General features: G+C 73.7%; 7 protein-coding genes and 1 riboswitch. Of the genes, 2 read left to right on the top strand and 5 right to left on the bottom strand.

Annotation, left to right across the window (positions count from 1 at the left end):
* Positions 1–9: 9 nt before the first annotated feature.
* Both ACWDY5_RS30115 and ACWDY5_RS30110 read left to right on the top strand, forming a co-directional pair.
* Positions 10–3,237 (top strand): BTAD domain-containing putative transcriptional regulator, encoded by a 3,228-nt coding sequence (locus tag ACWDY5_RS30115; protein WP_449725520.1) that lies wholly within the window; start codon positions 10–12, stop codon positions 3,235–3,237.
* Positions 3,234–6,326, top strand: coding sequence for a BTAD domain-containing putative transcriptional regulator (locus tag ACWDY5_RS30110; protein ID WP_449725519.1), 3,093 nt, complete (start codon positions 3,234–3,236; stop codon positions 6,324–6,326). Before ACWDY5_RS30115 ends, ACWDY5_RS30110 begins: the two co-directional genes overlap by 4 nt.
* Here ACWDY5_RS30110 and ACWDY5_RS30105 read toward each other — a convergent pair.
* From ACWDY5_RS30105 to ACWDY5_RS30085, 5 genes are all read right to left on the bottom strand, one after another.
* Positions 6,311–7,447: a glycosyltransferase family 4 protein gene (locus ACWDY5_RS30105; RefSeq protein ID WP_449725518.1), complete on the bottom strand. Its 1,137-nt coding sequence runs from the start codon at positions 7,445–7,447 to the stop codon at positions 6,311–6,313. The genes ACWDY5_RS30110 and ACWDY5_RS30105 overlap by 16 nt on opposite strands.
* Before the next feature lie 173 nt (positions 7,448–7,620).
* The gene (locus ACWDY5_RS30100; protein ID WP_449725517.1) at positions 7,621–8,979 is read right to left on the bottom strand and encodes a basic secretory protein-like protein; all 1,359 of its coding nucleotides are present in this window, start codon (positions 8,977–8,979) and stop codon (positions 7,621–7,623) included.
* 87 nt (positions 8,980–9,066) lie between these two features.
* Positions 9,067–10,107 carry an NlpC/P60 family protein gene (locus tag ACWDY5_RS30095; RefSeq protein WP_449725516.1) on the bottom strand — a complete coding sequence of 347 codons (1,041 nt, stop codon included), beginning with the start codon at positions 10,105–10,107 and terminating at the stop codon, positions 9,067–9,069.
* 14 nt (positions 10,108–10,121) lie between these two features.
* A riboswitch (cyclic di-AMP (ydaO/yuaA leader) is annotated at positions 10,122–10,275 on the bottom strand.
* Between the two features lie 302 nt (positions 10,276–10,577).
* On the bottom strand, positions 10,578–11,957 hold the full coding sequence (locus tag ACWDY5_RS30090; RefSeq protein ID WP_449725515.1) for an NYN domain-containing protein: 1,380 nt from the start codon (positions 11,955–11,957) through the stop codon (positions 10,578–10,580).
* Between the two features lie 181 nt (positions 11,958–12,138).
* The gene (locus ACWDY5_RS30085) at positions 12,139–13,026 is read right to left on the bottom strand and encodes a hypothetical protein (protein ID WP_449725514.1); all 888 of its coding nucleotides are present in this window, start codon (positions 13,024–13,026) and stop codon (positions 12,139–12,141) included.
* Between the last annotated feature and the right edge of the window lie 31 nt (positions 13,027–13,057).

Raw genomic sequence — 13,057 nt, 5'->3', positions numbered from 1 at the left:
GGTGGTGGCGTGACCGGGCTGGAGTTCCAGATCCTCGGTCCGTTGCAGGTGAGCAGTGCCGGCCGGGTGCTGCGGATCGGCGCGGCCCAGCACCGGGTGCTGCTGGCCTGCCTGCTGCTCAGTCCCGGCAAGCCGATCGACGCGGACACCATCGCCGGCCACCTATGGCCGAGGGAGGCCGCCCGGCCGCGCAACCCGCGCGGCGCGGTGCACACCTACGTGCAGCGGCTGCGCGCGCGCCTGGGCGCCGAGGTGATCCGCACCGTGGCACACGGCTACCTGCTCGACGTGCCACCGGAAGCCGTTGACCTGCACCGGTTCGCCGCGCACCTGCGCCGCGCGGACGAGGCCCAGGACACCGCGGTGGAGCACACCGAGCTGACCGCGGCGCTGGCCCAGTGGCACGGCGAGCCCTTCGCCGACGTGCCCGCGCCGGGCTTCACCGAGCCGGAGGCGGCCCGCTGGCAGGAGCGCAGGCTGACCGCGCTGGCCAGGCGGATCCAGCTGGACCTGGACCGCGGCGAGCACAACGCGGTGATCGGCGAGCTCCAGCTGCTCACCCGGCGGCACCCGGTGCAGGAGGTGTTCTGGAGCCAGCTGATGGTCGCCCTCTACCGCGCCCAGCGCCCGGCCGAGGCGGTGCAGGTCTACGCCACCGCGGCGGCCACCCTGCAGGCCGAGCTGGGCATCTCGCCGGGGGCCAGGCTGCGCTGGACGCACGAGGCGGTGCTGACCAACGCCCCGGGACTGGCCGCGCCGGCACCAGCGGCCGACCTGTGGCGACCGGCCTGCCAGCTGCCCTCCGACATCAGTGACTTCACCGGCCGCCAGACCGAGCTGACCGAGCTGGGCGAGCTGCTGGCGCGGCGGCGGGAGCGGCGGGTGCTGGTGTGCGGGCAGCCCGGCATCGGCAAGACCGCGCTCGCGGTGCGCGCCGGGCACCTGCTGCGCCCGGCCTTCCCGGACGGTCAGCTCTACGTGAACCTGCGCGGTTACTGCCCCGGCGAGCAGCTCGACCCGGCCCAGGTGCTCGGCCAGTTCCTGCGTGCGCTCGGCGTGCCCGCCGACCAGGTGCCCTACCGCACCGCGGACCGGATCAGCCGCTACCGGGCGCTGCTGGCCGGGCGGCGGGTGCTGGTGCTGCTGGACAACGCGGGCTCGGCCGCCCAGCTGTTGCCGCTGCTGCCGGACACCCCCGGCTGCGCCGCGCTGGTCACCAGCCGCAACGCTCTGTCCACTGTGGACTGTCTTCGGATCAGGCTGGATCCGTTGGGGGAACAGGACTCCCTGGACCTGATTGGCGCGATCCTCGGCCCGGAACACCTGGCGGAGCACCGCGCGGCCGCCGCCGAGCTGGCCGGGCTGTGCGCGCGGCTGCCGCTGGCGCTGCGCATCGCCGCGGCCAACCTGACCGTCCGCGGCGAGCCGGACCTGCCCGGCTACGTGCACGAGCTGGCCACCGGCAACCGGCTGGCCGCGCTGGCCATCGACGGCGACGACGACGCGGCCGTGCACCGCGCCTTCGACCTCTCCTATGCCACGCTTTCCCCTGCCGCGCAACGGGTCTTCCGTGACCTCGGCCTGGTGCCGGGCCCCGACTTCACCGCCGCGCACGCCGCCGTGCTCACCGGGTGCACCCCGGCGGAGGCGGCCGAGCTGCTGGCCCAGCTGGCCACCGCGCACCTGGTGCAGGAGCACCGCGAGGGCCGCTACCAGTTCCACGACCTGCTCCGGCTCTACACCGGCAGGCAGCGCGACCTGGAGGACCCGCCGGAGGCGGTGGCCGCGGCCCGGCAGCGGCTGCTGGCCTACCTGCTGGACTGCGCGAGCTACGCCGCCCTGCTGCTCTACGCCGAGGCCCCGCGCGCGGACGTGGTGGTCGGCGAGCAGGCCCCGTTCACCGACTCCGACGGCGCCAAGCACTGGCTGGACGCCGAACGCGCCACCCTGGTGGCCGCCGTGCTGGCCACCCAGGAGCAGCCGGACGAGCTGTGCGTGGCCCTGGCCACCGCGCTGACCACCCACTTCTGGACCAACGGGCACTTCGAGGAGCAGGTGCTCAGCTGCGAGGCCGGGCTGCGCTCGGCGCGGCGGCAGGGCCTGGTCCTCGGGCAGGCCGACATGCACAACGCGCTCAGCGGGGCGCTGTCGGTGTACGGGCGGGTGGCCGAGGCGGTGCGGCACGGCGCGCTGGCGGTGTGCCGCTACCGCGAGATCGGCTCCCGCTCGGGGAAGGCCATGGCGCTGACCAACATCGGCATGGCCTACGAGGTCGCCACCCGCTTCCACCGGGCGATCGCCCGCTACACCGAGGCGATCCGGCTCAGCGCCGAGGCCGGGTTCCCGGCGGGCGAGGGCTACGCCAGCCAGGGCCTGCACTCGGCCTACGTCGCGGTCGGCCGACTACCCGAGGCGGTCGCCCGGATCGAGCACGCCTGCCAGATCGCGCACCGGCTGCAAGCGCACGAGTCGGAGACGCTGTGCCTGGTGCGCCTGGCCGACACCCTGGCCGGGGTGGGCGAGTTCGCCGAGGCCGGCCGCCGGCTGACCCAGGCGCAGCGGCTGGCCCAGCGCCTCGGCCGCCTGCAGCAGCGCCTGGTCGAGGAGGCCCGCGCCCGGTACGAGCTGGCCAAGGGCGATGTGGCGGCCGCGCGGGTGCACCTGGACCGGGTGCTGGCCAGCGAGGCGGGCAGCTCACGGGACCGCCTGGAACCGGCCACCCGCACGCTGATCGCGGCCATTCACCGCGCGCACCGGGAGTGGACCGAAGCGCTGCGGCACTACCGGGCCGCCCGCGAACTGGCCAGCACCTCCGGCGGCCACCCCGCGGTCCCGGTGCTGATCTGCCTCGGCGTGTCCGCGGTGCACCGCGGCCAGGGCGACCCGGCCGCGGCGCTGCCGCACGCCGAGGAGGGCGAGCTGATGGCCCGCACCAGGGGCCTGCGCACCGCGCTCGGCGACGCGCTCACCGAGCTAGCCATGGTGCGGCTGGACCTCGGCGAGCCGGAGACCGCGGCCGGACTGGCCGAGTCTGCGATCGCCGTGCACCGGGAGACCGGCAGGCGGCCGGGTGAGGCGCATGCGCTGGAGGTGCTCGGCCAGGCCAGGCTGGCCACCCACGGCCCGCGTGTCGCCTGTCCATTGTGGACACAGGCGCTGGCACACTACGTAGCCATGGGCGTGGTGGACACCAGCGCCGTCCGGGCCAGGCTGGACGAGCACGGAGCCACCCCGTGACGCTGGAGTTCCGGCTGCTCGGCCCCACCGAGACAGTCCACAATGGAGCGTTGCTGCCCGCGCTGCCCGGCAAGCACCGCACCGTGCTGGCCGCGCTGCTGCTGCGACCCGGCCGCCCGGTGAGCATCACCGAGCTGACCGAGCAGGTGTGGGAGCAGCCCCCGCGCAACCCGAAGAACGCGCTGCAGACCTACATCCGCCGCATGCGCGCCACCCTGCCCGAACCGGTGCTGCGCACCACCGCCACCGGCTACCTGGCCGATGTCCCGCCCGATTCCGTTGACCTGCACCGCTTCCGCGCCCTGGTCGCCGAAGCCGGCGGCGACCCGCACGCCGAACGCGCCACCCTGCGCGCCGCGCTGGCGCTGTGGCGCGGCCCCGCGCTCTCCGACGTCTTCTCCCCCGCCCTGCGGGTCACCGCGGCCGGCCTGGAAGCCGAACGGCAGCGGGCGCTGGAACGCCGGATCGACCTGGACCTGGCGCTGGGCGGGCACGCCGAGCTGGTGCCGGAGCTGCAACAGCTGACCACCCAGGACCCGCTGCGCGAACGGCACTGGGCCCAGCTGATGCTCGCGCTGGCCGGCTCCGGCCGCCAAGCCGAAGCGCTGCAAGCCTTCCAGACCGCGAGCGAGACCCTGAGCAGCCTGCTCGGCATCCGCCCGTCCCCGGAACTGCGCGCCCAGCACCAGGCCATCCTGACCGAACAGCTCCCCCGCACCACCCCGCCCCCTGCGCCGCGCGGCGGCCTGCCCATCCACCAGCTCCCGCTGGACATCAACGACTTCGTCGGCCGCGCGGAGCTGGTCGAGGCCATCACCACCGCCCCGCACGGCTGCACGGTGATCTACGGCCAGCCCGGCGTCGGCAAGACCGCGCTGGCCGTGCACATCGGCCACCTGCTCAAGGACCGCTACCCCGACGGCCAGCTCTACGTCGACCTGCGCGGCTACTCCCCCGAGGAGAAACCCACCACCTTCGCGGTGCTGGCCCGCTTCCTGCGCGCCTTCGGCCTCACCGAGTCCGAGATCCCCGCCGACGAACCGGGCCGCGCCCGCCTGTACCAGTCCCTGCTCGCCGACCGCCGCTTCCTGGTCCTGCTGGACAACGCCGCCGACGCCACCACCGTCGCCCCCCTGGTGCCCACCGGCAAGCACTGCCGAACCCTGATCACCAGCCGCGGCGTGATCCCGGGCCTGCCGGAATGCCGCCGCATCACCCTGGACGTGCTCAGCCATACCGAAGCCAGGAGCCTGCTCCGCCGCGTCCTCGGTCCGGCCCTGGTCGAAGCCAACCCGGCCGAGGCCGACCGCCTGGCCGAACTGTGCGCCCGCCTCCCGCTCGCATTGCGGGTGGCCGCGGCCAACATCGCGGGCCTGTCCTCCCCCGACCTCGGCACCTACCTGCACCGGCTGGCCGGCCGCGACCGGCTCGCCGAACTGGCCATCGACGACGACCGGGACACCGTGGTCCGCCGCGCCTTCGACCTGTCCTACCGCGCGCTGTCCGCGCCGGCCCGCCGGATGTTCCGGCTATCCAGCGTGACGCCGGGCTCCGACCTCACCGAACCGACGGCGACCGCGCTCGCCGGGGAACCGGCCGGGGCCGCGCTGGCCGAACTGGCCGACGCGCACCTGCTCGATGAGTACCGGCCCGGCCGCTACCGCGCGCACGACCTGCTCCACCTCTACGCCGCGGAACGCCACCAGGCGGAGGACGCCCCAGCGGACCGGGCGGCCGCCGAGGACCGGCTGCTCGAGCACTGCCTGACCGGCACGGTGCAGTTGACCGGCCTGCTGTACGGGCCGCGTACCGAGACCGCGCTCGACGACTGGTCGCCGCAGCGGGCCTGGCCGCGGCCGCGCACCGCAGCCGAGGGCCTGGAGTGGTTCGACACCGAGTTCGCCACCCTGACCGGGGTGCAGGGGCGGGCCGCCAGCGCCGATCCTGAGCGCAGCGCGATGCTGGGTATCGCGCTGCTGCGGGTGTTCTACATCCAGTACCAGCACGCCGAACAGGTCATCCTCGCCCGGCGCACCGTCGAAGCGGCGGACCGGGCCGGAGCGCACCGGCCGGGCGCGGACGCGCGGGTCATCTTGAGTGAGATCCTGCTCTGGTTGCGGGACTACCGCGCCAGTGTGCGGCTGGGCACCGAGGCCAAGCTGGTCTTCACCCGGCTTGGCCTGCCGGCGGGCGAGGCCCTCGCGCTGATCCGCATCGGCCACGCCCACGGCCTCGCCGGGCGGCTGGACCGGTCCCAGGTGTACTTCGAGCGCGCCCACCAGCTGGCTACCGCGGCGGGTTCGCGGCTGGTCCAAGGGGTGGCGCTGACCCATCTTGGTGCGGCGACCATGCGACTGGGCCGCCTCGCCGAGTCCGGCGCGCAGGTCTCCGCCGCGATCGAGATCTTCGCCGAGCTCGGCGCGGCGGGGCTGGAGACGCTCGCCCTGGCCGACCTCGCCAACCAGCAGGTCCGCCTCGGGCGGCCCGAACTGGCCCTGCGCAGCCTGTCACGCAGCCGCGACCTGCGCTGGAAGCTGGGCATCGCCGCCCCGGAGGCCGTCGGCACCGGCTTGATCGCCGAGGCCTACGCGGAGCTGGGCGAGTACGAGCAGGCGCAGCGGCAGATCAACGCGCTGCGAACCGACCCGTCCCCGGTGCGGCGCAGGCTGAACAGCGCCTACGGCCTGGTCGCCGAGGGCATCGCGGAGCACCGGCGGGGACGGCCCCGGCTCGCCGCCGACCGCTTCGCGGCCGCCTACGAGCAGGCGGCCCCGCTCGGCCAGTTCCAGGAGATGACACAGGCGCTGCTCGGGAACGCCCTGGCCCACCTCGACCTGGCCGAGCTGCCCGAGGCCCGGCGGCTCGCCAGAGCGGCGGTCGCCCTGGCGCGGCGCACCCGCCAGCGGACCTTCGAGGCCCGCGGCCTGCTGGCGCTGGCCAGGACCGAACAGCGGCTGGGCGCGACCGCGGCGGCGGCCCAGCACGCGCGGGCCGCGCTGACCGCTTTCCAGGAGACCGGCTACGAGGGCGGCACCGGGCAGACCCTCGCGCTGCTCGCCGAGCTGGGCGCGGCTCAGCCGTCCAGGTAACCCGCCAGCCGCGCCCCGGCGGCGTCCCAGCGCCAGGCCCGGCGCATCCACTCCCGCCCGGCCCGCCCCATGCTCGCCGCCAGCTCCGGATCACCCAGCAGCCGCCCGACCGACTCGGCCACCGCGCGCACCGAGCGCCCGTCCACCACGCTGCCGGTCACCCCGTCCCGCACCGTCTCCGGCACCCCGCCGGAGTCCCCGGCCACCACCGGCAGCCCGCTGGCCGCGGCCTCCAGGAAGACCAGGCCGTGGCCTTCGACGTCCAGGCCGAAGCCGCGTTTGCGGCAGGGCATGGCGAAGACGTCGGCGGCGGCGTAGTAGGCGGGGACCTCGGTCATCGGGACCGCGCCGGTGAAGATCACGTGTTCGTCCACAGTGGACTGTCTGGCCAGGCGGCGCAGGCGTTTGTGGTACGGGCCGCCGCCGACCAGCAGGAGCTTCGCGCCGGGGACCTGGGTCCGGATCCGGGGCAGGGCGCGGATCAGGGCGTCCTGGCCCTTGCGCGGGACCAGGCGGGAGACGCACAGCACCACCGGGGCCGCGCCGAGGCGGTGGCGGCGGCGGATCTCTTGGCGGGCAACGGAGTCCGGACGGAAGTAGGTGGCGTCCACCCCGGCCGGCAGGTGTTCCAGCGCGGCCAGCGGGCCGAAGGAGGAGGCGATGGCCGAGCGGGTGTACCGGCTCACGCAGGTGACCACGTCCGCGGCCGCGCCGATCCGGCGCAGTGCCCAGCGCGCCCCGGGGAACATGGACCAGCCGACCTCGTGGCCGTGGCTGCACGCCACCACCCGGCGCGCCCCGGCCACCCGCAGCCGCGCGGCCAGCAGGCCCAGCGGGGCGGCCGCGCCGAACCACACCGCGGTGCAGCCCTCGGCGCGCAGGATGTCGGTGGCCCTGGCCACCACCTCGGGCTCGGGTAACAGCAGCGGGCTGGCGTGCCGGATCACTGGGAACGGCAGCGCGGCGTCGAAGTCCGCGGCCGAACCCACCGGGCCGTCCCAGGCCGGGGCGTAGACCACCAGGCTGTCCGGGGGCAGCGCGGTGGCCAGCGAGTGCAGGTACGCCGGGATGCCACCGGGACGGGGCGGGAAGTCGTTGGTGACCAGCAAGGTGCGGCGCACGGGGCGAACCCTAGTGGTTCGGCCCGGAGTATTCGCCTGGTATCGGCCGTGCCACGGCGCGTCCGGCAAGGCGCCGGGGCATCCGCGTACCGGGTCGTACGTGGGTGCCCCGGCAACGCCGCCGGTCGCGTCGTGGTGCGGTCGAGACCAGGCGAAGGCTCCGGGCCGAACCACTAGTTGTAGGTCTTGCGCAGGAACTCTCGCCAACCGACTAGGAGTTTCGCCCGGTCCACGCCGAGGATCTCGCGGAGTATCCGGTCCTGTCCCGCGGTGTCGATCTGGCCCGCCCTGGCCAGCCGCCGGTACAGCTCCACCAGCGTGGCCTCGCCGTAGCGCTCGGCGATGTGCGCCGACAGCGACCAGGACGACTGGTAGGCCACGTCCAGGCGCTGGCCGCCGGAGCGGAAGTCGGTGTCGGCCGGCAGGTCCAGCACGCCGTCCTGGGCGCGCACCCGGCGGGTCAGGTCGGGGGCGGCCTCGGTGGGGGCGATGCCGGAGCCGCGGTAGCCCACGTAGTCGGCGAAGCCCTCCAGCAGCCACATCGGCGCGCCGTCCACGGTGGCGGCGCGAGCGGCCACGTGGGTGATCTCGTGCCGCAGCACCACCCGCAGCGCGCTGGCCGACAGGCGGGTGGCGGTCTTGGGGTTGAACACGATCCGGGCGCCCTCGACCAGCTGCTGCTCGTGGTCCACCCGGTCGGCCAGGGCGACCGCGGCGATGGAGTCCACCGCGAACTCCGAGCCGACCGTCGCCTGTAGCTCCCTGGTGGTCTCCGGCAGCACCACGACCACCCGCTGCGACCACTCCCGGCCCCACACCTCGCTGACCGCGCGCACCGCCGCGTCCAGCTCCTTGGCCACCCGCTGGGCCAGCGCCTGGTTGGCACGGTGGCCGAGCACGATGCCGGAGTTGGTGGTCAGCACCTGGCAGGGCCCGAAGTCCCACGGCCCGCGCCAGGTCCGGCGGCCCTGGGCCTCCAGCGCCGAGTCCGAGGTCAGGTACCAGCTGTCGCCGTAGCGGGCGAACAGGTAGCCCATCGGCCGGGTGGTGGCCACCGCGTCGCCGCCGCCGATGGCGTAGCTCAGCTCGACCCTGGGCGAGTACAGCTCGTCGGCGTCGGGGGCGTAGGAGGTCAGCCCCGAGGTGCCCAGCGCCTCGGCCGGCTCGACCTGGTAGCGCCAGCCGCTCAGCGGCACCCCGGCCAGGTTGACGAACAGGTTGCGCTGGGCGGTGCCGAAAGCGGAGTCGGCGTTGGGGTCGAGGGTGGCCAGGAAGGTGGCCTCGTCCCTGCGCAGCACCGCCTCGGCCCTGCGGCGCAGCAGCTCGGCCACCGCGGCCGCGCGCGGGGCCTCCGCCGAGGTGGCCGGGGCTTCCGGGGGGACCGGGCGGCCCGCCGCGTCCAGGGTGGTGACCTGGGGCGAGGGGTCGACGACGTCCCTGGCCTGCGGCGTGGCGACCACGGCCAGCCCAGCAAGCAGCACGGCGGCCACCGCGGCGACCAGCCAACTCCTGTACCGGCCAACCCCGGACACAGCTGCATCCTAGGACGGGAATGGCCGCAGGGCCGACACCCGATCGGTGACGGCCCCGCGGAAAACAGACTTACCTACCCGTCTGGGTCAGGACCCGACCCCGACCCGGCGGACCGCGATGATCCCGCTCTGCAGCGGGGCGATCTTGACCACGTCGCCGGTGGTGGGCGCGTGCACCATCTTGCCGTTGCCGACCGAGATGCCGATGTGGCCCTTGTAGGCCACCAGGTCGCCCGCCTGGATCGCGTTGATCGGCACCGCGGTGCCGATCCGCGCCTGCTGCGAGCTCGACCGCGGCAGCGTCATGCCGACCTGCTGGTACGCCCAGTAGACCAAGCCGGAGCAGTCGAAGGTGCTCGGGCCCTCGTCGCCGTAGACGTAGGGCGAGCCGCGCTTGCTCAGCGCCTTCTGCAGCGCCGCGCCCGCGATGCCGCTGTTGCCGGGGATGTCGACGACCGAGTTGTCCTCGGGCCCCTTGAGCTTCTTCTTCTCGTCCGCGGTGAGCTTGTCGTACTGCGCCTTCACCTTGGACGTGCGGCTCTTCAGCTCGGCGTCGCGCTTGTCCAGCTCGGCCTTGATCCGCTGGGCCTCGTCGGTGGCCTTCTGCGCGCGGTCCTTGGCGTCCACCGCTCGCTTGGCCGCGTCCTCGGCCTGCTTGATGGTGGCGTGCAGCTTGTCGATCGCGTCCTTGTTGTCGCCCGCGATCAGGTCCAGCACGTACATCTTCTCCAGGAACACCTGCGGCGACGACGAGGTCATCAGCGCTTCGACCTGGCTCAGCCGGGCGCCCTCGAAGTCGGCGGCGGCGACCTTGTCGACGTCCTGGCGGAGTGCCTGCTCCTGCTCGCGAGCCTGGGCGCCCAGCTTGCTGGCGTCCTCGGCCTCCTTGTTGGCCTTGGCCAGGTCCGCGTTCTTCTTGTCGAGGTCGTCCTGGGCCTCGTGCAGGGATTCCGCGAGCTTCTCGGTCTCCTTGGCCAGTTCCTGGAGCTGCTTCATCGCCTCGGAGGCGTTGGCGGGCAGTTCCGGGTCGGCCAGCGCGGGGGTCGTCGGCGCGATGCCAACAGCTACGACCACTGCTGAGGCCGCGAGGGCCCCGCGCATCGTGCGCTTGAGTCGATGCGACGCCACGTGGCGTACTACTCCTTCGTGCTCGCTACCGCTTACCGGGTTAGCTGACGGGTTCGGGCCCGAAGTCGCCCTACGCGCGGCGCCTTCGATCAAGGCCCGCCCGATTCACCCCAACTGCCTGGGTCCCCGGTTCGGCCCCCCGACAGGCCGATTCGGCGGTGACTCGCGGTGTCGCCCTCGGTTGGACGACGGTCCGCCGCGAGATCTCGGACAGGTTACGAGTAGTGAGGCCCGCAGTCCACCGCCGGGGGTCGGCCGATGTTTGGCCGTGACCTGGCCGCCCGATCGGAGTAGTTACCCAGCGACACAACAGCGCTGTGTAGTCGCTCACTATATTCAGCGCGACCTGCGGTGTTCGCCCTGTCCAGAGATCAACTCTGGCCACGCACCGACACGGACGGTTTCTGGTTGCAGGATGGTTCATCCGAGAAAAGTGACGAGCGCCACACGTATAGCGGGTATGGGTGGACTCACACCCGGCCGAGCCTGGCCAGCAGCACGGCCGAGGGCACCGGGTGCGCACCGCGCCTGCGCACCGAGTCGGCCACCGCGCGGTCGGAGGTCACCACCACCACCGGGCGGCCTTCCGGCTCGGCGGTGACCAGCGCCCTGATCACGTCGTCGGCCAGCACCCCGGGGTCGCTGAAGAGCACCCGCACCCCGCGCGGCGCGGAGGCGGGCACCGCGACCACGCCCGCGCCGTCGAAGACCAGGGTGACCTCGGCCCCGGTGCGCGCGGCCAGCACCGCGAGCTGGTGCACCAGCCGGTCCCGCTGCTCGGAGAGGGTCAGCTCGGGATAGCCGGTCTTGGTCACGTTGTAGCCGTCCACCACCAGGTGCACGGCAGGCAGCGCCAGCAGCCGGTCCAGCGCGGCCGGGTCCTGCACCCGGCCGACCGCACCCGAGGCCGGGGTGGCCCCGCGCACGGTGTCCGCGGGCCGGGGGCCGCTGCCGCCGAGGGCCAGTTCCCTGCGCAGCCCGGTGACCGCGCCGGCCAGGGTGTCCACCAGCAGGCCCAGCCGGACCTCGTCGGCCTGCCTGGCCTCGCGGGCGGACTGCCTGGCCACCTCGGCCTCGGCCTGGGCGCGGGCGGCCTTGAGCCGCTCCACCTCGGCCCGTTCCCGTTCCTTGTCCCGTTCTGCGGTGACCGCGGCGACCACCGCCTCGGTCTCGCCGTGTCCCTTGCTCAGCGCGGACCGCGCCGCCTCGGCCTCGTCCTTGGCCTGGCGCAGCTTCACGCCCTGCTCGCGCAGGCGCTTGCGCAGCCGGTCCAGCTCGGCCTCGCCCTCCTGCCGGACCTGCTCGGCCGCGCCCCTGGCCTCGGCCAGCTCGGCGCGCACCCTGGCCAGCTCGGCCTCCAGCCGCTCCAGCCGGGACAGCGCCGCGTCCCGCTCGGCCCGCAGCTGCGCGTCCACCGAGCGCCTGGCCACCAGCTCCACGTGCAGCGGGGCGGCCGGATCGGCCAGCAGCACCGCGGCGGCCGCGGTGGCCACCGGGTCGCCGGGCGCCAGCTCCAGGGTGCTGGGCCGGTGCTCCCGGCACCACTGCACCACCGCGTTGCGGAAGACCGCGGAGTCGCGCAGCGCGGCCAGCAGCGGCCCGGCGCCCAGCTTGGCCCGCTTGGCCGGGGCGAACCGGGCCACCGGCCGCAGCGGCTGCGGGATGTCGAGCTGGGGCATGGTGCCCAGCGCCTCGGCGGAGAGCTCGGCGAGCCGCACCCGAACCGCCTCCGGCAGGGTGTCGAAGTCCACCTCGGGCTCCGACGGCGGCGCACCGTCCACAGCGGACGGACCCGGGTCGGGTTCCGGCCGGTCGTGGCTGGTCTGCGCGGGCAACGGGAACACCCGCATAAGGTTAGCCGCCGTCAACCCCCTCGGCGCGCGCCCGTGGTTACGCTCGGCGACGCTTCGGCAACAACCTGATCACGCCCGCGCCGGGACGAGGCCGCCGCGCGCCCATTCAACAATTGAGTGCGCGCTCCTGACAGTTTTGCGCCAGGAAAGCAACGCCGGACCGAATTGCGTAAATCTCTCAGTTCTCGTCGACCATTGTGGGTAATTCTGGCCTGCTCATCTTGTCCTTGCGCATGGAAGACTGGAGGATTCGCACCAGCAGTCCGCGCGGGATCCGGCGCACCAGCGGCATCAGCCAGGCAGGCGCCAGCGAGCTGACGAAGATTCGCAGCGTGGTCGCCGAGACCTTGGCGAACTCCGCGCAGGCCTGCTCCACCAGCCGGGCGCGGAACTCCTCCAGCTTGGCCCGGCCGCGCTCGGCGCCGAAGATCTTCGCGTACATCCGGATCGTGCTGTAGCTGCCCGCGGCCACGTCCTTGGCGTAGGAGGGCACGTCGTCGGCGATCTCCCAGAGCATGTACAGCGGCTTGTTCACCCGCACCAGCTCGTCCACGATCCTGGGGTCCACCCCGACCAGGTTGAGCATCAGCGGGATGGCCAGCGCGATGTCGGAGGAGCGGATGGAGAGCACCTCGTAGACCGAGTCCTCGGTGACCTCGACCTGGCCGAGCAGCAGCTGCCCCTCCAGCTCGAAGTACCGCTGCAGGTCGTCCAGCCGCGCCCTGGCCTGCTCGTCCAGCAGGCCGTAGCCCTCCAGCAGGTCCTCCATGTCCCGCCGCCAGCCGAGGTCGACCTCGAAGGACCCGTTGACCTGGGCCTCCTCATAGGCGAGGTCGGCCTGGTAGACCAGGGCCAGGAAGTGGATCACCAGCGGCTCGAACACCTTCGCGGTGTCCTCGCTGACCCCGACCAGGTGCAGCATCGTCTCGTAGCCGTCGAGGAACATGACCCGGCTGGCCTTGAGCGACTCCAGGTAGGTGACCCGGGTCGTGGACCAGAACTCGGGAGCATCGGCGCCGAGGATGCGCTCGCGGAGCGCCTCGGCGGTGGCAGTGCCGTGCACCATTGCGTTTCCCCAGGTGGGTTGGTGGTTCAGG

This window comes from Crossiella sp. NPDC003009, assembly GCF_053591555.1.
This window is presented reverse-complemented; position numbering and strand designations above follow the sequence as displayed.